This window comes from Erwinia sp. AK-PDG3-5 (assembly GCF_056821705.1).
Window position 1 is genome coordinate 2976800 of record NZ_CM165967.1, and the last position, 19505, is coordinate 2996304.

Consider the following 19505-nt stretch of genomic DNA (forward strand, 5'->3'; position numbering starts at 1 on the left):
TCCGAATAATTATTGATGTTCTGGGGTTAATGCCTGTTGCAAATAGTGGGTCAGATGGCGGGCGGCCAGCGCCTGTGCATCTTCATCCCCTGCCATAAATTGCTGACTGTCGATGCGCTGCCCCACCGTGACGGTAAACAGCGGCTTTTCCGGCGGGACCTCGTACCAGCGGCTCTGTTTTTCCAGCATTCGCTGGCTGCATCGGATGTGCACAATACGCAAATCGCACTGGCAGCGCACGGCAATATTTGCCGCACCGCGCTGGAGTTTCAGCGGCTCACCATAACGTGTGCGGGTTCCCTCCGGGAAGATCATGATCGCGTCGCCCTTCGCCAGACGCTGCTGACAATCAGGCAGCAGGGTTTCGGCCTGGCTGTTAACCAGATAGTTAGCTGAGCGCACCACGCCGCGCAGAAAAACGTTGCGCTGTAGATCGGCCTTCACCAGGCAATCCACGTCCGGCATCACCGATGCCAGCATCACGTAGTCGATTAACGAGGGATGGTTAGCCACCACCAGGCAGCGGCGATCGCTGCGCAGGATCTCAGCCCCTTCAATGCGGTAATCCAGCACGCCCAGAAAGGTCATAGTGCGCATAAAGAAGCGAAAGCTGCAGGAAATACTGCGGCGGGCCCACTGACGTCGGCGTTCAGGGTTACGCTGCACCAGCAGCAGCAAATTGAACCACACCAGCGACAGCATCAGACCACCGAGCCCAAACAGGGTGAAACAGATCCCCGTCATCGCAATGCGCCAGGCGCGGTTAAAGGTCGACGTACCTGACCGGCGGCTAAAGGTTGAGTCAGTCATAGCGACACTCCCAAGCCCAGTTAAGCCGATCGCCCTTCAGGGTAAAAGCACAGGTTCGTGCCAGCCAGGCATGGATAAACAGCAGGCTTTGCGGCAAACCGCCCGCTTCCTGATTGTCGGCCGGGCTGGACTGGCAGCAACAGGCGTCACCCGCCGCCAGTAACAAGGCGACGGCGTAAGGACTGTGCATCGCGCCCTCAGCGACATGAGGGTGATAAAATTCGGGGATCGCGCCGTCAAAATCCACCAGCAATACCTGCTGGTATCCGGCGGAATGCAGCGCGCTGACTTCAACCAGCCCCTGCTGAAAAGAGTCCACGCCCGCGGCCAGTGAGGTACTGACCAGCGGCGCGGCGGCGGCAATCGTCAGGCTGCCGACGGCGGCATTGTGTACCGACATAGCGAAATCAGTGGGTGAAAGGCTTTCTTCCTTCGCCAGAGAGGTAAGGATCCGCAGATTTCGCTCCAGTTCGCCGTGGCGGCTGGTAAATACAATGGCATCGACCCGCTGGCGCCCAATCAGGGCCAGACCACTTTCTACGGCTGCACGGCTTCCGCCCATCAGTCGTCGGGCCGTCATCATCGGCAGAAAGCGTGTTTTGGCCATCGGCCGGGAGGCATCAATGTCGGGAGTCTGGCTGGCCCACTGTTGCCAGTCGGCTTGCTCGTTCAGTCCCGGTGCGCTGGCCTGCCAGTCGAGGAGTGTAAAAGCTAATTTCATAGGTCCAATCTTCTCAAGGCGTTCCGCTCACTGCAGGGCAGAACATTCCGCTAAGCATAGCGCCAGCCTGGTCCGAAAAGCACTCGGATTTACCCGCAATTGCGGGGAGTCTCTGGTTTATCCCAACGGCTGTCTGAAAGGATTGTCGGCAGACAATCCTTATTCTTTAACACGGCTGATGCATTTTTTGCGGATAAACAGATCGTTTGCTTATTTAGCCGCCTGAGACGCGAGGCGCAGCTTAATATCCTGGTCGAGGTTGCTGACCCAGTGATTATAATTCTTGTGGATTTGACCGTGTCCCGCTTTCAAATTACTGCTGCTGACATAATTGATGCTGTAGCTGCCGGAAGAATAGGTCACCCGAATATCCGCCGTGTGTCCACGCTGTGACAGATGGCCGTTGATAACCCCCGGGGCGGCGGGCGTCATCACCCATTGACGGGACAGGCCGGCCTGGATGATGGCGTCTTTCAGCTGTGCATTGCTGTACTGTAAGGAAACAGTTTCATTGATGTTATGAACAGGTTCGGTGCGGGCACAACCCGCCAGCGCAAATACGATAGCCAGCACAGGAATAACACGATTCTTATACATAGATAACCCTAAAATTTGTTTAAAAATACGCAGTGTGTTGTTAAAAACGTCGCAACACCAAAATCAATTAACGGCCATTAGTGGCGTTTATTTAATATAATGGCGCGCATAATAGCACCCGTTGCTAAAGAATGCGAAGCGCAAAAGTCCACAAATAGTGCAGGCCTACTCTCATCAGCATGAATAAATGTTACGCAGGATTCTGGGTGGGTTTTTCGCCACCGCAGCTCGGGAAGGCAGTATTTAAGAAGGGAAAATCAGCGGACGGTGTCCCTGTCCGCCTGCGAAATCGTTATTACGGGTTCCAGCCACCGCCCAGCGCGCGATAGAGATCAATCTGTGCCAGCAGTAAATTGTTTTTTACCTGCACCACGTTCAGCTGGGTGGTGAACAGGGTGCGCTGCGCATCCAGCTCGTCAAGATACGACGCATAACCATTCTGATAGCGATTACGGGAAATACGCAGTGCTTCGCTGACGACCTGCTCCTGCTGTTGCAGCTCTGCCAGCTGCTGCTTATAGCGATCTATCGCATCCAAATCGTTATTCACTTCACTGAAGGCATTGCGGACCACTTTTTCATAGCTGTACAGCGCCTGATTCCGTGAGGCCATCGATACATCCACCTGAGCGGTTAACGCTTCCCGGTTCAGCAACGGCGCAAGCACGCTGCCACCAATGCTCCACAGGCGGAAAGGATCGTCGATTAGCTGATGCAGCACGGAACTTTGCATCGTGCCGGTGGCGGTCAGATTCAGCGACGGCAATAATTTGGCCCGGGAGGATCCCAGCGAGCTGTCGGCCGCCAGCAGCAGACGTTCAGCCTGAACAATGTCCGGCCGGCGCTGCAGCAGTTCGGAAGGCAACACAGATGGCAGCGTTTGCGGCGCAACGTGATGACTTTGCCGCGCAATCGCTCTTGGGTTCATCCCCACCAGAATGCTTAACGCGTTTTCTTGCTGTGCGATCTGATGCTGCAACACAGGGATCTGGGCTTTCGCCGTTTGCAGTTCGGATTCTGCCTGCACCCACTCGAGTTTCGAGGTATAGCCGGTTTCATACTGGCGCTGGGCCAGTTTGGAGGAATCTTCCCGCGAGGCAAGCGTCGCCTGCGTCACCTGCAGCTGTTCATCCAGCGAGACCAGCGTCATATAACCGGAAGCCACCGAACTGGCGACGGTTAACTCAGCGGCAGAGGCGGCAGCCTGTTGGGCGGCCAGCGTCGCTTTTGCGGCATCAATACTGCTGCTGCGCGCGCCCCACAAATCCACCTCGTAATTCGCCTGCAGCAGTCCCTGGAATACCGCGTATTCGTAAGGTTGACCGGTTACCGATGAGAGCGCCCGCGCATGGGAGGCCGCAACGCCGGCATCTAAAGTGGGAAAGTTGTCCCCCTGCGCCCCACGCAATTCCGCGCGATACTGATCGACCCGCGAACGGGCAGTAAGAATATCGAGGTTATTGCGCAACGCCTGCTCAACCAGACGGTTCAGATCCGCATCGCCAAAGGCGCGCCACCAGTTGGCCTCCACTGCAGAGGATGGCCCAACCTGATTTCGCCATTGCTGAGGGATGGGCAGCGCCCCCGGCGCTTTGTCGACTTCCGTGGCACAGCCTGCCAACAGCGCGGTCAACAATGCCGCCAGCAGTGAGGTTGACCTGCGCATTACTTCGCCTCCTGCGCGTCATGCTCGTTTGATGTATCAATATTCACTTCAACGGACATGCCCGGACGCAGATGCGCGGCATTATCGCTGGTGATTTTGATGCGCACCGGAATACGCTGAGCAATCTTCACAAAGTTCCCGGTGGCGTTATCCGGCGAGATGGCGCTGAATTCAGACCCGGCGGCAGGCGAGATATATTCAACCTCACCCTCAAAGCGCTCTTCGTTCAGCGCATCGACCGTAAAGTTCACCGGCAGGCCTGGCCTGATGCGCGCCATCTGGGTTTCTTTCATATTGGCGACCACCCACAGCTGTTTTGGCACCACCGAGGTCAGCCGTGTGCCGGCCGTGACATAGGCGCCCTGGCGCACAGAAATCTGTCCCAGCTGGCCGTCGCGTGGGGCGATGATTTTGGTGTTAGCCAGATCAATCTGCGCCAGCTCCAGCGCCGCCTCCGCACTGGCGACATCGGCTTCCAGCGAAGCACGATTGACGATCACCGTTTGCAGATCCTGACGCGAAACGTCCAGCGTCGCTTTCGCCTGCTGCACATCGGCCATGGTCTGGCTGTTGCTGGCACGGGAGGCATCGCCCTCACGAATCGATAACGAGCCGTCAGAAACCAGATTTTCGACGCGCTTCAAATCCAGTCCGCTTTTGACCGCCTGCGCTTTGGCATTTTGCAGCGCGGCCTGATTGCGTTCGATCACCGCCTGGGCGCTGCGGCGTTGCTGAATGTTGTTGGCCAGCGCCGCTTTTTTCATCGCCACCTGCGCTTCCGCCTGGTGCACCTTCTGGTTATAGATGCGGTCATCAATGGTCATCAGCAGATCGCCCTGGCGGACGGGCTGATAATCCAGCACGTCAACCGACGTCAGATAACCGTTCACCTGCGGGCTGATAAAGGTGACCTGACCCCGGACATAGGCGTTTTCGGTCGACTGGATCTGGCTGGTAAACGGGGGGAGTTGCCAGGCATAAAGGATCACCAGTACGCCGACTAAGGCAATGCCTGCGCCAAAGGCAATCGAGATAATACGAAGTCTGTTGGTTCTTTCACGCTCAGAGATTTGGCTCTGTTCCTGCTGACTCATTATTGCCCCGTGCTAATCGAAGATGTGGATTGTTGCATTGCGCGCAATTCAGCTGCTGCTTCACGTTTTGCCTGCTGCCAGTTGAGATAGCGCAGCCGTGACAAACGCCACAGCACCCAGATCAGGGTGATAAACGCCATGCCCGCCGTCAGCAGATAGGTATCGTTATAGGCCAGCACATTGGCCTGCAGCGTGGCGACGGTTTGCAGCTGCGCCGCGCCCTCCGCACTGCGCAACACGTTGTCGCCAATAAAGCTGTTAAACAGATTGGTGTACTGGGTCAGCCTGTCGGTAACGTTGGGATTGAGATACGACAGCTGATCGGCCAGCAGGCTGGAGTGATATTTTTCCCGCCAGGTCTGGAACGTTCCTAGCAGGGCCGAGCCCATCAGGCCGCCAATGTTCTGGCTCATGCCAAACAGCACCACCAGACTGACCAGGTTTTTAGGTTGCGTCACCACGCTGCCGATATTCAGCAACAGCGCGGGGGCAATAAAGAAGGTGCTGCTAAAGCCCAGCAGGAACTGGCTGAAATACATATTGTTTGCACGCGTCAGCGGGCTGGACTGTGAATCCATCAATGAGGCCACGATGATCAACAGCAGCGACATGACAATCGGCCAGCTCAGGTGCTTAACGTTGATGGTCAACGCGCTGACCACAATCCCCGTCACCACGCCTGCCAGGATCGCCATCGCAAGGTGCTGCATCTGATCGTTCAGCAGGCCGACCTGCTGCAGATAGCCAATTGCGCCGGTATTCTGCTCCGCCAACGTGACGCGCAGCATGATCATCACGATGCCCAGCCGGAAAATCGCCCCGGTTCGCAGCCAACGGGAATTGATCAGCGGGTTACTGCGGTTATGTTCCAGCACCACGGCGGCAATCACCAGCACCAGCCCCAATGCCAGGCAGATGCCCAGCCACGGCGTGCTGGTCCACCATTCAATGCGGCCCAGCGACAGCACGCCGCAGAACAGCGCCATGCCGGGCGCCATCAGCATGAAGGTCAGAAAGTCTTTTTTCTCAAAGACCTTGATGCGATCGCCGGGTGGCAGTTTTAAGATCAGCACGGCGCCCAGGCAAATCATCGCCAGGCCCAGCTCAAACAGATAGAGACCGCGCCACTCATCCAGTTGCAAAAGCTCTGTCGAGAACAGACGCGCCAGCGGGATCGCCAGTTGCGATGCGCCTAAGCCGATAGTCAGGGCTTTCAGGCGGTGTTTCGCCGGCCAGGCCTGCACCTGGTAATAAATGCCCAGCGAGCTGAGCGCCGCGCCGACCATGCCGTGGGCGGTGCGCACAATAATTGCCGAACTGAGATCATTGACCAGCAGATGGAAAAACGACACCAGCACATACAGCACCAGAAAGGCTTCGGTGAAGGCGCGGAGACCAAATTGCTGGCGGAATTTGACCAACAGCAGGTTGATGGAGATATTCCCCATCACATACACCGCGGGCAGCCAGGCAATTTCGTTGCTGTAGGCGCCGAACACGCCCTGCAGATTAGTGAGATTCGCCGTCACCAGCGCATTACTTAGCGCGCCGGTAATAGAAATCAACAGGCCGATGATGCCAAAGGCGATGCGCTTATGGGTGGGATGCAGCGGCGTGGAAGGCGATCCCGGCAGCATCGGTTTTTCGCCTGGTGCCCACTCGCGCGGCGCGAAAGGATCGGGTCGGCTACCGCGCATGTTATTTCGCCTCGGTGGCTTTCAGCAGACGCTGCAGCACGCGTTGGGTAATGGCCAGTTCATCGCTGTTGATGTCGGCCAGCAGTTCATTGCGCAGGCTATCCGCTTCGACCTTCAGCTTTTGATACAGCGCGTTACCTTGCGGCGTGACGTGCAGCAGACGCTTGCGGCGATCTTCTTCCGGCTGAAAGCGTTCGACCAGCTGTTGCTTGACCAGGCGATCGATCAGGGGGACCACGCTGGCATCTTCCAGCCCCAGCGCCTGAGCCAGCTCTTTCTGGGTGATTGGCGTTTCCTGAATGGCAATGGTGGCCACCGCCATCCAGCTGCTCATGCTCAGTCCGTTGTCTTTCATTCGGCGATCGATCGCCTGACGCCAGCCATGGGCCGTCAAATGGAGTAAGCGGGAAAAGTTGACTTCCTGAGCGTTCAAAATATAGAGGCCTGATAATTAGAGGTCTAACTAAATAATGGCGGTAATTATATGCAAGGATCATAGTCGTTAGAAAGCGAAAGGTGTGACAAAAACGTAAATAAATGGAGAAATAGTTACGTTTTAAGCGCCGCGTTTTTGCGGCGAGGGCATCAACAAACTGTTGCCAGGGTTTGCTGCAGAATTTACCCTGATCAGGACAACGCCACGGGAGCCAGAGTGATGAATACGCCAGGTTGGGTGCAGCTTTCCAGAGATGATGAGATGCCGGTGGAAGCGATCCGTGCCCATTTCACTTGCCATGCCTACGATCCACACTGGCACGATACCTATCTGGTTGGCGTTACTGAACAGGGAGTGCAACAGTTTCACTCTCGCCGAAAGAAACATCAGAGTCGCCCCGGTACGGTTTTTCTGCTTGAGCCGGGTGAGCTGCACGATGGCGATGCCATTGATGACATCGGATTTACCTACCGGATGCTGTATATCGATGCCGACTTTATGCGGCAGCAGTTGGCAGCCGTGTTTGGCAAAGTACCGGACAGCTTTGAACTGAATTTTGCCCGCACGCTTTCCGGCGATCGCCGGCTGGCGCACGCCACGTTCCATGCCTTCCAGTGCCTGTATGACCGCGAGTTAAAGATTGTGAAGGAGGCGGCAATGCAGCAGCTGTTTGCCGCACTGACCCAGCATCAGCACTGGCGACAGTCGATTGTTACCCCGAAGGTTGAAACGTCGCTGGCGCTGAAGGCCAGAGACTGGCTGAGCGATCGTCTGCACGACAATATTGGTCTGAGTGATATGGCGCAGGCGTTAGAGGTCGATCGCTTCCGTCTGTCTCGTGAGTTTCAGGCCCAGTTTGGCCTGCCGCCGCATGCCTGGCTGATCCAGCTGCGCCTCACCCATGCACGCCGGTTGCTGGCTGAGGGCGTTTCACCGGCGAACGTGGCTGCCCAGCTGGGGTTTGCAGACCAGAGCCATCTCGGCCGCTGGTTCCGTCGCGCTTATCAGTTAACTCCGGCTCGCTATAAACAAGGCTATACGCCGGTTTAAATCCTCCGCGCCGTGCACAAATCTTCCAGACGGCTTTCTGGTAATCCCCTACCCTGCTGTTTTTATCTGCATAAAGAAGAGCCCAATGAACGATTTACGCTGTGTAGTTATCCTGAATGCCGACCTGCCCTTCGGCAAAGCCGCTAATGCGGCGGCGGTGATTTCCCTTACTCTCGGGCAGCGCCATCCCCAATTTGTCGGGACAGCGCTGGTTGATGGTGATGAAAAAGCCTGGCCAGGACTGATCCCGGTGGGTATTCCGGTGCTGTCGGCCAGTAATGAACAGCTGGCATCATTGGTCGGTCAGTGTGCCGAACAGGGTTTCGATACCATTTTGTTCCCGGTTGAAGGACAGATGACCGTCGACTACGCCGCATTTTCAGCCGCCGTCAGACAGATCCCGACTGACCAACTTCAGCATTTAGGCCTGGGCATCGTTGGCGAGAAAAAAGCGCTGCGTAAGCTAACCGGAAAGCTAAAGCTATTTGGTTAAACCCTTGTGACTTGCTGATTTCAATTTTTGGCGTCGAGCGCGTATCCCGCCCTGATAAGTATGATTATCAGGGCCTGCCTTTAATGCTTTATGCGTAATATATAATTATTATCATCGCCCGCTGCGAATTGTTATTTATGACCAAAACACACCTCCGCAAAGGCTTATTTATCCTGCCCGTTATTTGTTTAGCCCTGCCGTAAATATATATTAATATCAGCAAGTTAGCTGTCACACCCACGCACACAGGCAACCTTCCAACCGCAGGCTCAGGAAAGTCTGCAGATGCGAAAAATTTGCAGGGGAATGCGCTTTGGCTATAATAGTCGCCCTGACTTTAATAGTGGTGAGAAGTATTATTAAAGTATGTGATTTCGCATCATGGTTGAAGACGGCGTACAGACCCTTCAACCACACCGGTAAAGTTTCACAGGAGGAGAAGCAATGGACGATGTAGATTTAGCGCAAGAACGTGAGGAAGCCCTTATCACGGCAGCCATGTCAGCCCGGCAGCCGGTGATCACCAGTCCTGACGGCAAATGCATCTGGTGTGAAGATGAATCGGTAGTGCCCAACAGCGCGTTCTGCTCCGCTGACTGTGGCGAAGACTACTCCAAGCACCAGCGTGAGATGAAACAACGTATCCACGGCGAATGACGCTGAGATTCATGATTTGCGGGCAGCTGCCGATAATACCTCACCGGATGCTGCAAGCTGACGGATAACAACAAAGATAACACACAGCTTAAACCGGTCTTTATGGCCGGTTTTTTTTATGGCTGCTCACTTTTAATTGGTTTCAACTGGCTTCGTGGCGGGACGTCAATCCTCGTCAGGGCTGTTTTTCCTGGTGCTTTCCCGATCGTGATGGTGGCGTTCACGAAGTGAAGTAAAGAAACGGCAATAGCAGTTATCACAGAGTTCGTCATCAAGCCCCGTCAGTCGTTCAATCCATCCCCGCCGTTTCCCGCAACCCTTGCAATGCTTTTTAGCCCACATTCCCTGTCCTGTTTTAGGTCCATTGATTACCTGACGTTACTTTATGCCTTGAGGAATTTGAGTCCAATTGCTTTCGCTGATCAATACAGCCGCATTGATCGTTGTAATCGATCGTCAGGCTTCATAGCTACGCACATGAGGCAAAGCCGGTATCTGCCCGAATTTATCTGTTTTGAAGTCATCGGGCTAATTGACTCGTAATCCCGAGCATTGGGTTTTATGGTGAATAACCAGTTTGATGAGGAAATATTATGAGGGGATATTATGTAGTTTACATTGGGCACAAAAAAACCGCCCTTGGGCGGTTACGACATCACTGCTTATTGCTTTGATTTTATTCGGTTTTTAATCGGTACTAAATATGGTGCCCGGGGCGGGACTTGAACCCGCACAGCCATAAGCCGAGGGATTTTAAATCCCTTGTGTCTACCGATTTCACCACCCGGGCATGGGTGTAAAGTGGAGGCGCGTCCCGGAGTCGAACCGAGGTTAACGGATTTGCAATCCGCTGCATGGCCACTCTGCCAACGCGCCTTAATCTTGTTATATCACCAGACTTTCTGATGATTAAAATTTGGAGCGGGAAACGAGACTCGAACTCGCGACCCCGACCTTGGCAAGGTCGTGCTCTACCAACTGAGCTATTCCCGCATTCAACAGCTGCGATATTCGCAGAACTTGCTGATTTACTTTATCTTCTGACAGACCAGCTGCCTTTCGATGCGTTGCATTCTACTGACCTGGAGAAATGAGTCAACACAATTATCCTCACTTTCCGTCCGTTTGCTGCTTTTTGAATCGCATCGATCACTGTTCAAACAAATCCCCGCGTGACGCGTTGAGATACTGGAACATTGACCAGAAAGTCAGCACGGCAGCAATGTACAACGCTACCACGCCAATTCCCACTACGGTACCGTCCGGACGCCATAACAAGGCAAACAGCGACAGCATCTGCGCGGTGGTTTTGACTTTACCAATCCACGAAACGGCCACGCTGCTGCGTTTGCCAATTTCCGCCATCCATTCGCGCAGCGCCGAGATAATAATCTCACGGGCGATCATCGTCGCCGCCGGCAAGGTGATCCACCAGGAGTGGAAGTACTCAGCCACCAGCACCAGCGCCATGGCGACCATCACTTTGTCCGCTACCGGGTCAAGAAACGCACCAAATCGGGTGGTTTGCTTCCAGCGACGGGCAAGGTAGCCGTCGAACCAGTCGGTGATCGCCGCAAAAATGAAGATCAACGCACATACAAGAGGAGCCCATTCAAATGGCAGGTAAAAAGCCAGTACAAAGAATGGGATCAAAACGACACGAAACAGGGTAAGTAAGGTCGGAATGTTAAAATGCATAGGTACGCTAACTGTTTGGGCAGAGTAGAATTTGTCCCTATGTTCCTACATTGCTTCAGGGGTTGCAATGCTTAGTGTTTCAGCGAATAAAAGATTTTCTCCGCCAGTAGCTGTGAAATCCCAGGCACTTTCGCTATTTCATCCACCGAAGCATTCATCAACGGTTGCAGGCCGCCCATGTATTTCAGCAGCATCTGACGCCGTTTAGGCCCAATGCCGTCAATTGTTTCCAGCGCACTGGTGTTCTTCACCTTCGCCCGCTTATTACGGTGGCCCGTAATTGCATGATTGTGAGAGTCATCACGAATATGCTGTAGAACATGCAACGCCGGAGAGTCCGGTGGCAGGTTAAAGCCCTCACCTTCCGGTTCAAAGAACAGCGTCTCCAGTCCGGCTTTACGATCGGTGCCTTTGGCAATGCCCAACAAAATGGGCCGATCTTTATCCCAGGCGACATCCAGTTCAGCGAAGACATTCTTTGCCTGCCCTAACTGGCCTTTACCACCGTCAATCAGTATCACATCCGGAATTTTGCTCTCTTCAAGATCTTTACCATAACGACGGCGTAAAACCTGGTTCATCGCAGCGTAATCATCCCCCGGCGTGATGCCGGTAATGTTATAGCGGCGATACTCCGCCCGCAGCGGGCCATTGCGGTCAAACACCACGCAGGACGCCACGGTCTGCTCACCCATGGTGTGACTGATATCAAAACACTCCATGCGCGTGATCTCAGGCAGATCGAGGATCTCAGCCAGCGCCTTGAGGCGTTGATGAATGGTCGACTGCTGGGAAAGCTTACTGACCAGCGCGGTACTGGCATTGGTTCGCGCCAGCTTAAGATAGCGTGCACGGTCACCGCGTGGTTTGCTTTGAATCGAAACCTTGCGGCCGGCCAGCCCCGTCAGCGAGTCGGACAGCAGATCTTTTTCCGGCAAGGTAAAGTCCAGCAGGATATCGGTTGGCAAGGTACGCGCCTGACTGCCCTGCAGGTAGAATTGCCCGACAAAAGTCTGCACCACTTCCGCCAGCTCGGTACCATTCGGCACTTTCGGGAAATAGCTGCGGCTTCCCAACACTTTTCCCTGGCGGATAAACAGCACGTGCAGACAGGCCATGCCGTTATCGAACGCCACGCCAATCACATCCAGATCGTCACCATTATTGGAAACAAACTGGCGTTCAGTCACCCGACGTACCGCCTGAATTTGATCGCGCAAACGGGCCGCTTCCTCAAATTTCAGGCTGATGCTGGCGCTTTCCATGCGGGCAACCAGCTGATTGAGCACCTGATCGTCCTTGCCGGAGAGAAACAGCCGCACATACTCAATCTGCTGGGCATATTCCTCTTCACTGACCAGCCCCGTAACGCAGGGGCCCAGGCAACGGCCAATCTGGTATTGCAGGCACGGACGTGAGCGATTGCGGTAGACGCTGTTTTCACACTGGCGAACCGGGAAAATCTTCTGCAGCAACGACAGGGTTTCCCGCACGGCATAGCCGTTAGGGAAGGGACCGAAGTACTCGCCTTTTGCGTGTTTCGCCCCGCGATGGCTTGCCAGGCGCGGATGCGCATCGGCACTGAGAAAAATGTACGGATAGGATTTATCATCACGCAACAGCACGTTATAGCGTGGCTGATAAAGTTTGATGTAGTTGTGTTCCAGCAACAGCGCTTCAGTTTCGGTATGGGTGACCGTCACATCTATCTGGCGAATAGCCTCAACCAGCGCTTCCGTCTTACGGCTGGCTAAATTGCCGCGAAAGTAGCTGGTGAGCCGTTTTTTCAGATCTTTGGCTTTGCCGACATAGATAACCGTGCCACCCGCATCATACATGCGATAAACGCCTGGCTGGCTGGTAACCGATTTCAGGAAGGATTTAGCATCAAACTGTTCATTCACTACTGATTAACGACTCCGCATTGAACAGGCCATGTCGAATGGCCAGGTGCGTTAACTCAACGTCACCGCTTATGTTGAGCTTGCTGAACATGCGGTAACGATAGCTGTTAACGGTTTTAGGGCTCAGATTCAGCTGCTCGGAAATATCGGCAACTTTCTGGCCCTTGGTGATCATCAGCATAATCTGCAATTCCCGTTCCGACAAACTGTCGAACGGTGAATCTGATGTTTGCGGTTCAATCTGGCTGAGCGCCATTTGCTGAGCAATATCCGACGCGATATAACGCTGGCCGGCGTTGACCTGACGGATGGCATTAACCACTTCCTGTGGCGCAGCCCCTTTGCTGAGGTAGCCCGACGCACCGGCCTGCATCACTTTGGCGGGTAGCGGATTCTCCGTGTGGATGGTCAGCATAATGACTTTGATGTCAGGGCTGTAGCGCACAATTTTGCGCGTCGCCTCCAGACCACCAATGCCCGGCATGTTCATGTCCATCAGCACAACGTTGACGCTATTGGCACGGCACCACTTCACTGCATCTTCGCCGCAGCTTGCCTCTCCGGTGACCTGGAAACCTTTTATATCTTCAAGTATCCGACGGATACCCGCGCGGACCAGTTCATGGTCATCAACAAGAAAAACGCTAATCAAAAAGGTCTCTCCAAGTGGGCACTACCAGAGTGGTTCAGGATGCGTTAAGAGGCGGGATCTTACCTCTTTTTAGCGGGTGTTAGAACTGAAATAATGGACTTTGTCAGGTGAAAGCATTCAGGTAAGCCGCTGTCGCTGTGGCTTCTCTCTCAGGGTTATGTGATATACTTGTTATTGATTTACATTTTCAACGCCGTGCGTCAACCGCGTTGAATTGATGATGACAACAAGGAGAAATCATGAGTAATACTGACTTTTCAACCAGCGAAGAAACCAAAACCCTGTCAGAGGAAATGGCCTGCATGAAAGCCCTCGTTACCTTTATGTTAAAGGGAATGGGTCAGGCCGATGCCGGCAAAGTCATCATTAATATGGAAAAGTACATTGATCAACTGACCGATCAGCAGCAGGCTGACGTGTTCAGCAGCACCATCAAGCAGATCAAACAGGCTTATCGCCAATAATTCTCTCTGCCACGCCTTAGCCCATTGCTTTTCCTTCAGCGTTGTAACATGGTTACGTTTTCCCTCAGGCTGAATGGAACAATGGGCTTACTTATCAAAGCGGTACTTGGTGCACTGGTCGTCGTGCTGATCGGCATGTTATCGAAGACCCGCAACTATTACATTGCTGGCCTCCTGCCTCTGTTTCCCACCTTTGCGCTGATAGCCCACTATATTGTGGCCAGCGACCGTGGCATTGAAGCGCTGCGTACCACAATCATTTTTGGCATGTGGGCGATCGTTCCCTATTTTATCTATCTACTGTCACTCTGGTATTTCGTCAGCATGATGCGGTTGCCCTATGCGCTCGGCAGCGCAGTCGCCTGCTGGTGCCTGGCCGCCTGGCTGCTGATAACGCTGTGGAGCAAGTGGCATGCTTAGCGGCCTCTGGCACTCCAGCTGACGGAAACACCCAGCGTGGGTAACACTTCTTCCGGGCTGAAACGACGCGCACCGTGGAACTTCTCCGCCAGCTCGGGTTGGTTCACCGGGATCCTGACCGCGAACAGGTTATCCTCAGACTGGATCACGCCAGCATTCAGCGGCTCATAAACCACCCGGTGCTGCTCGAACATCTGCTCCAGCATCGGCGTAGCGGCGCTGTAGAGATACTCAATTCCCGACTGCTCGGCTAACTGCACGCTGTGCCATAAGATGCTTAACGGCAGCTCGGCATCAATATCCAGCTTGGCCGAGAAACGGGACATTTCCCATACCGGCACCGGCGCCTGGCTTTTTTTCTCGGTCAGTTCGGCAGCCGAGCCGGCTTCCGGATCCTGCCACTGCATCAGCCTGGCACAGCCGCAGATGCCATGCTGAGCCTTCCAGGCAATCAGCCAGACCACGTCAGAACGATCGAAACGATCGTACTCCTGGCCCGGGGTACTCAGACGGGAAGGAATTGACCACCCTTCCCCGCGGGCAAAGACGTTGTAACGGTAACTTCCCAGTTCTGCCAGCAAAGAGGACGGCATATCCCTGAGCTTCGTTTGGATAATTTTCATCATTGATCCCCTATCGCATTCCCTCGTGAACGCCGCTCCTCACGGCTAGATCAGGGTTGTTACCCTGCGCGCAGGGTAGACAACCGATTAATATTGCGAAACTACCAAATCTGGTAGTTGCATCTCCCTCAAAGTAGACCGATTGCGGCTGCGTAAGAGGCCACCTGTGTTTTGTTGGGTGCATTGAACCTCTTTTGCATTTTTTTCTGATGGAAATTGACCGTATTCTCCGAAATGGACAGGATCAGAGATATTTCTGCTGAAGTTTTACCCTCGGCCGTCCATTTAAGGATTTCCAGCTCACGCTGACTTAATTCCATGTTCATCACCGACATGGAAATATCTTTTACCTTTTGCAACGCCTCCATTATCAGTACCGATAAATACTGAAGCTTAAGTTGCTTTTCAGGCGTTAACATAATCTTTTCAAAAGTCTTACCCGATGCCATTGATAATATACCAATGGATCTATTTTTAGCCATTGCGCAGGCGGAAAATCCACTGTGAATGCCATACTCTTTCGCCGCATCAAACACTTTCTGCCCACGACGACTGAGAGGCTCATCCCATAACACTATTTTTCCCGGGACCTGGCAATTTTCGATCACCGGGTCTATGGCGGCAAAATTCCCTTTCTGGTAGGCACTGACCCACTTTTTGGGATAGCTGGAGTAAATAAAGATTTTAGGCCGGGTGAAGGGCACTGGATGGCGAATAAACAGCGCATAAAAGTCAAATCCCAACGCCAGCGTCTGCTGCTCAATAAGCGCAGTTATCTCTGAAATGTCGGAGACATTCAGAAATGCAAGCTGTATTTTTTCACGCCAACTGAAATAATTTTCAGATGTCATTCATTCCTCATCAAGGGTGAGAAAACCACCCCAAATTTTGCTTATAATTTTTAGTGATGTGGGAAAAAAATGAATTAAAACGAGAAAAAAAATTAATGTATAAAATTAATTTTCCCTTCAGGTGATAATAACCGCAATTACGGATTGTTGCATCCGTCGAATGATGCGTTAAACCCGCAATCATTAAAAGTCCAGTCAATTTAATTTATAAAGAACGGGAAAAGAACCTTTACTTTCGCTATGCAGGGCGAAAAACAGGCTTTACCTCGCGAACTCATTAGCCTAATTAGAATAGGATTTTTCCTGAAAATATTCAATAATTTTGACCCCGCCAAGATTAATAATTCCTGCTAACATTTTACTGATTAGCCGTTTTAAATCCTTTCAACCTCCCTTTACAATCGACAAAAAAAGCCAACAAGCCAATGAAATAAAACAAATTTATATTTTTTAGGGTCAATATTTGCCTTTCCGCTTAATGTTAAATATCTCTGTAGTAAACGGAGGATAACCTTAATGCGACAAAGGGTTTATCAGCGTAATCTGTTTTTCCCGTCAATCGCCGGGATTGACTAAGTAAAATTAGTCTTTACCTCTCATTGGCTTTTGACAGGTGCAGAGCCATAATCTCACTGGCTGAATGGATGTAATAGAACCAACCTCCCTCGACGCATTATACCGGTAAGGAAATAGTGATGTTAGACAGACTGGCGATGGTGTTTATCCTGTTAGGCATTTGTACCTCCCTGATGATTATCAAAGACATCCTACGCCGTCCGCACCCGGTCCGGATTATGAATCTGGTGTGGCCGATCACCGGACTCTATATGCCGTTTTTTGGCTGGCTGGCCTGGTGGTTTTTTGCGCGAAAAAGTCGTTCGGTCTCCTTACTCCGCATCTCCCGTGGCAAGCAGCAACCCGAATTAAAGCAAATTTTTTCCACTACCAGCCACTGTGCTGCCGGCTGTGTATTAGGTGATATCGTTGCGGTTCCGATAATTTCAATGCTGAACTACATCCCTTTTCACTCTTTGCTGATCGCCCACGCTATTCTGTCGCTGAGCCTGTCGCTGATTTTTGGGATCGCGCTACAATTTTTCGCCCTGCGTCAAATAGAAGGCTTCTCCCTATTTCGCGCGCTATGGCGGGCAATCAAAACCGATGTGTTTTCGCTGATGGTTTATCAGGCGGGGATGTTTCTCTGCCTTGAACTGGCGTTCCGCTTTATTTTGCATGGCCAGATTGAACCGCGCCTGCTGAGCTTCTGGTTTATGCTACAAATTGCCTTAATGATCGGTTTCGTCTTTGCGTGGCCAGCGAATAAGTTCCTGCTACAACGCGGGATTAAGCCCGTTATCTAGCGACAAACCCCCTTCCGCGCATCCCAAGGTGGAAATGATTTGCGTGCGCCGCGTTGTAGTCAGGACCAATCGAGTTGCCATAAAACTGGCAACTCTGTTGAAAAATTTGGTGCAGCCAATGCGAGTCATTCCCCTGACGTGGCCATGCTTTGAGTACACTGATCTGCTGGCCGTTGGCCAACCTGAAACCCGCCATATCTAAAGCATCAGCCGCCGCATGCTCGCTTAACCTTCCTTCCGCCCGATGGTAGATATTCCGACAGGCATAGCTGCCAAGATGGTCGATACGCACCAGGGGCGACCCTAACTCTGCCGCAGCAAGCGGTTTGACGGTCTGCGTGACAAACATCGTACTGCTGACGGCCAAAGAACAGCTGGCAAGAAAACTGGAACTCAGGCGTACGTCGCCAAAACTTTGTACTCTGATCGGCGCAGGTAACGGACAGGTGCCGGAAGTGGGCGCGGGTTGACTGAATCTGAGGTAGCCCTGTTGTTGAGCCTGTTCTAATACGGCCAGGCACGCCTGCGGATCGCCCGCGAGGCGTTGCAGCTTATAGCGGGTGACGAATGTGGGTGAGTCAGTCACTTGCAGGGGCGTGAAGGGATTCCAGGCTAAGGGCAGATTTTTGGCAAACCAGGGCGTAATCGCCACCAGCAACAGTAAAATGCCGCCAACAATCAACAATCCTTTCATTTTATCGGTTTTCCCCCTGCCCTAAGCTGCAGATCCGTCAGGCTTTGATCGCCCGGAAATCAGAATTAACAGTGTAGCGGCGTTTTTGTGCAATCGGTCGGGTTATACCGAACTTTACCTGCCATTCCGGGCCTTTTACGTTAAGCTTTGCGCCGTAAAAGCCTTCAGAGCTTACATAACATCACGTAAAGGACAGGAAAACGTTATGGTTGACCAATCAAAAGAGACGCCTCTCGATGAAGAAGCCCCGGGCGAACTCCGGCGCACCCTGCACAATCGTCATATCCAGCTCATTGCTATCGGTGGTGCCATCGGCACCGGCCTGTTTATGGGCTCCGGTAAAACCATCAGTCTGGCCGGCCCGTCGATCATTTTTGTTTATATGATCATCGGCTTTATGCTGTTTTTCGTCATGCGCGCCATGGGCGAGCTGCTGCTGTCAAACCTTGAGTATAAGTCGTTCAGTGATTTTGCCGCCGATCTGCTCGGTCCCTGGGCCGGCTATTTCACCGGCTGGACCTACTGGTTCTGTTGGGTGGTGACCGGCATCGCCGATGTGGTGGCCATCAGCTCCTACTTCCAGCTCTGGTTCCCCGATTTCTCAATATGGATGAGCGCCCTGCTCTGTATCGCCGTGTTCCTGTCGCTGAATATCGCGACGGTGAAACTGTTCGGCGAGATGGAGTTTTGGTTTGCCATCATCAAGATTGTTGCCATTGTGGCGCTGATTGCCACCGGGATTGTGCTGGTGGCAATGCATTACCCTTCACCGGGCGGCGGCAAAGCAGCCATCAGCAATATCTGGGATCATGGCGGTATGTTCCCGAAAGGCTTAAGCGGCTTCTTTGCGGGCTTCCAGATCGCCGTCTTCGCCTTTGTAGGTATTGAGCTGGTCGGTACTGCGGCGGCTGAAACCCACGATCCGAAGAAGGTTCTGCCGCGGGCAATAAACGCCATTCCGCTGCGCATCATTATGTTTTACGTGCTGGCGCTACTGGTGATCATGGCGGTGACGCCATGGAACAGCGTAGTTGCTGACCGCAGCCCGTTCGTTGAGATGTTTATGCTGATTGGCTTACCCGCCGCGGCCAGCATCGTTAACTTTGTGGTGCTGACCTCGGCGGCATCGTCCGCTAACAGCGGCATCTTCTCCACCAGCCGTATGCTGTATGGCCTGGCGCAACAGGGTGTGGCACACCGTCGCTTTGGCATGCTTTCCCGCCGCGCGGTGCCGACCACAGGGCTGTTCTTCTCGTGCCTGTGTCTGCTGGGCGGCGTTGCCTTGATTTACCTGATCCCGAACGTGATGCAGGTGTTCACGCTGGTCACCACCGTGTCAGCGATCCTGTTTATGTTTGTCTGGACGATTATTCTTTGTTCATACCTGGCCTACCGCAAAAAACGCCCTGAACTTCATGCGGAGTCCAGCTATAAAATGCCAATGGGTAAGTTTATGTGCTGGGTGTGCATCGCGTTCTTCGCGTTTGTGCTGGTGCTGCTGACGCTGCAGGAGGATACCCGTCAGGCGCTGATGGTGACGCCAATCTGGTTTATCCTGCTGGGGATTGGCTGGTGGTTACGTCAGAGAAAACAGGCGTAATAAGATGCAGGTGGGCC

General features: G+C 53.2%; 20 protein-coding genes and 3 tRNA genes. 7 read left to right on the forward strand and 16 right to left on the reverse strand.

Features of this window, described 5'->3' with window-relative positions; genetic code table 11:
* Positions 1-9: 9 nt before the first annotated feature.
* The 7 genes from AC1UKS_RS13760 to AC1UKS_RS13790 form a co-directional block, all read right to left on the reverse strand.
* Positions 10-810, reverse strand: coding sequence for a lysophospholipid acyltransferase family protein (locus tag AC1UKS_RS13760; RefSeq protein ID WP_482434065.1), 801 nt, complete (start codon positions 808-810; stop codon positions 10-12).
* Positions 803-1531, reverse strand: a complete 729-nt coding sequence (locus AC1UKS_RS13765; RefSeq protein ID WP_265910100.1) for a beta-ketoacyl synthase chain length factor — start codon at positions 1529-1531, stop codon at positions 803-805. Before AC1UKS_RS13765 ends, AC1UKS_RS13760 begins: the two co-directional genes overlap by 8 nt.
* A gap of 210 nt (positions 1532-1741) precedes the next feature.
* Entirely contained in the window at positions 1742-2128 is a 387-nt protein-coding gene (locus AC1UKS_RS13770; RefSeq protein ID WP_482434067.1) for a hypothetical protein, read from the reverse strand.
* Between the two features lie 295 nt (positions 2129-2423).
* A complete protein-coding gene (locus AC1UKS_RS13775) occupies positions 2424-3794 on the reverse strand; it encodes an efflux transporter outer membrane subunit (protein ID WP_482434069.1) in 1371 nt (456 codons plus the stop codon).
* Positions 3794-4888, reverse strand: coding sequence for an HlyD family secretion protein (locus tag AC1UKS_RS13780; RefSeq protein ID WP_482434071.1), 1095 nt, complete (start codon positions 4886-4888; stop codon positions 3794-3796). Before AC1UKS_RS13780 ends, AC1UKS_RS13775 begins: the two co-directional genes overlap by 1 nt.
* Positions 4888-6585 carry an MFS transporter gene (locus tag AC1UKS_RS13785; RefSeq protein ID WP_482434073.1) on the reverse strand — a complete coding sequence of 566 codons (1698 nt, stop codon included), beginning with the start codon at positions 6583-6585 and terminating at the stop codon, positions 4888-4890. The genes AC1UKS_RS13780 and AC1UKS_RS13785 overlap by 1 nt, the downstream gene beginning before the upstream one ends.
* 1 nt (position 6586) lies before the next feature.
* On the reverse strand, positions 6587-7018 hold the full coding sequence (locus AC1UKS_RS13790) for a MarR family winged helix-turn-helix transcriptional regulator (RefSeq protein WP_265910095.1): 432 nt from the start codon (positions 7016-7018) through the stop codon (positions 6587-6589).
* 222 nt (positions 7019-7240) lie between these two features.
* On the opposite strand from AC1UKS_RS13790, the gene AC1UKS_RS13795 reads away from it, so the two are divergent.
* The 3 genes from AC1UKS_RS13795 (at position 7241) to AC1UKS_RS13805 (ending at position 9221) form a co-directional block, all read left to right on the forward strand.
* Positions 7241-8071, forward strand: a complete 831-nt coding sequence (locus tag AC1UKS_RS13795) for an AraC family ligand binding domain-containing protein (RefSeq protein ID WP_482436990.1) — start codon at positions 7241-7243, stop codon at positions 8069-8071.
* An 85-nt stretch (positions 8072-8156) separates the two neighbouring features.
* The gene (locus tag AC1UKS_RS13800; RefSeq protein WP_482434075.1) at positions 8157-8564 is read left to right on the forward strand and encodes a DUF2000 domain-containing protein; all 408 of its coding nucleotides are present in this window, start codon (positions 8157-8159) and stop codon (positions 8562-8564) included.
* A 444-nt stretch (positions 8565-9008) separates the two neighbouring features.
* Entirely contained in the window at positions 9009-9221 is a 213-nt protein-coding gene (locus tag AC1UKS_RS13805) for a DUF2116 family Zn-ribbon domain-containing protein (protein ID WP_013201604.1), read from the forward strand.
* A 704-nt stretch (positions 9222-9925) separates the two neighbouring features.
* Here AC1UKS_RS13805 and AC1UKS_RS13810 read toward each other — a convergent pair.
* The 6 genes from AC1UKS_RS13810 to uvrY form a co-directional block, all read right to left on the reverse strand.
* A tRNA-Leu gene (locus tag AC1UKS_RS13810) sits at positions 9926-10011 on the reverse strand.
* Positions 10012-10023: 12 nt separating this feature from the next.
* Positions 10024-10097: transfer RNA gene (locus AC1UKS_RS13815), tRNA-Cys, on the reverse strand.
* Between the two features lie 41 nt (positions 10098-10138).
* Positions 10139-10214 (reverse strand) — tRNA-Gly (locus AC1UKS_RS13820).
* Between the two features lie 156 nt (positions 10215-10370).
* On the reverse strand, positions 10371-10919 hold the full coding sequence (pgsA, locus tag AC1UKS_RS13825) for a CDP-diacylglycerol--glycerol-3-phosphate 3-phosphatidyltransferase (RefSeq protein WP_265912004.1): 549 nt from the start codon (positions 10917-10919) through the stop codon (positions 10371-10373).
* Between the two features lie 71 nt (positions 10920-10990).
* Positions 10991-12823 (reverse strand): excinuclease ABC subunit UvrC, encoded by a 1833-nt coding sequence (gene uvrC / locus AC1UKS_RS13830; RefSeq protein WP_013201600.1) that lies wholly within the window; start codon positions 12821-12823, stop codon positions 10991-10993.
* Complete coding sequence (gene uvrY, locus AC1UKS_RS13835) at positions 12816-13475, reverse strand: UvrY/SirA/GacA family response regulator transcription factor (RefSeq protein WP_013201599.1); 660 nt, start codon at positions 13473-13475, stop codon at positions 12816-12818. The genes uvrC and uvrY overlap by 8 nt, the downstream gene beginning before the upstream one ends.
* A 239-nt stretch (positions 13476-13714) precedes the next feature.
* Between uvrY and AC1UKS_RS13840 the strand changes: the two genes are divergently transcribed.
* Both AC1UKS_RS13840 and AC1UKS_RS13845 read left to right on the forward strand, forming a co-directional pair.
* Positions 13715-13939 carry a DUF2594 family protein gene (locus AC1UKS_RS13840; RefSeq protein ID WP_013201598.1) on the forward strand — a complete coding sequence of 75 codons (225 nt, stop codon included), beginning with the start codon at positions 13715-13717 and terminating at the stop codon, positions 13937-13939.
* Between the two features lie 81 nt (positions 13940-14020).
* Positions 14021-14359 carry a GlpM family protein gene (locus AC1UKS_RS13845; protein WP_482434078.1) on the forward strand — a complete coding sequence of 113 codons (339 nt, stop codon included), beginning with the start codon at positions 14021-14023 and terminating at the stop codon, positions 14357-14359.
* Here AC1UKS_RS13845 and AC1UKS_RS13850 read toward each other — a convergent pair.
* Both AC1UKS_RS13850 and AC1UKS_RS13855 read right to left on the reverse strand, forming a co-directional pair.
* On the reverse strand, positions 14356-14982 hold the full coding sequence (locus tag AC1UKS_RS13850) for an acyl-homoserine-lactone synthase (protein ID WP_265912015.1): 627 nt from the start codon (positions 14980-14982) through the stop codon (positions 14356-14358). The two genes, AC1UKS_RS13845 and AC1UKS_RS13850, sit on opposite strands and share 4 nt — an antisense overlap.
* 128 nt (positions 14983-15110) lie before the next feature.
* Positions 15111-15833 (reverse strand): autoinducer binding domain-containing protein, encoded by a 723-nt coding sequence (locus tag AC1UKS_RS13855; RefSeq protein WP_482434080.1) that lies wholly within the window; start codon positions 15831-15833, stop codon positions 15111-15113.
* Between the two features lie 695 nt (positions 15834-16528).
* Here AC1UKS_RS13855 and AC1UKS_RS13860 point away from each other — a divergent pair.
* A complete protein-coding gene (locus tag AC1UKS_RS13860) occupies positions 16529-17194 on the forward strand; it encodes a DUF4396 domain-containing protein (RefSeq protein ID WP_482434082.1) in 666 nt (221 codons plus the stop codon).
* On the opposite strand, the gene AC1UKS_RS13865 is transcribed toward AC1UKS_RS13860, so the two are convergent.
* Positions 17187-17888 carry an extensin-like domain-containing protein gene (locus AC1UKS_RS13865; RefSeq protein WP_482434084.1) on the reverse strand — a complete coding sequence of 234 codons (702 nt, stop codon included), beginning with the start codon at positions 17886-17888 and terminating at the stop codon, positions 17187-17189. The genes AC1UKS_RS13860 and AC1UKS_RS13865 overlap by 8 nt on opposite strands.
* A 205-nt stretch (positions 17889-18093) precedes the next feature.
* Between AC1UKS_RS13865 and cycA the strand changes: the two genes are divergently transcribed.
* Positions 18094-19488 carry a D-serine/D-alanine/glycine transporter gene (cycA, locus tag AC1UKS_RS13870; protein WP_482434086.1) on the forward strand — a complete coding sequence of 465 codons (1395 nt, stop codon included), beginning with the start codon at positions 18094-18096 and terminating at the stop codon, positions 19486-19488.
* The last annotated feature ends 17 nt before the right edge of the window (positions 19489-19505 follow it).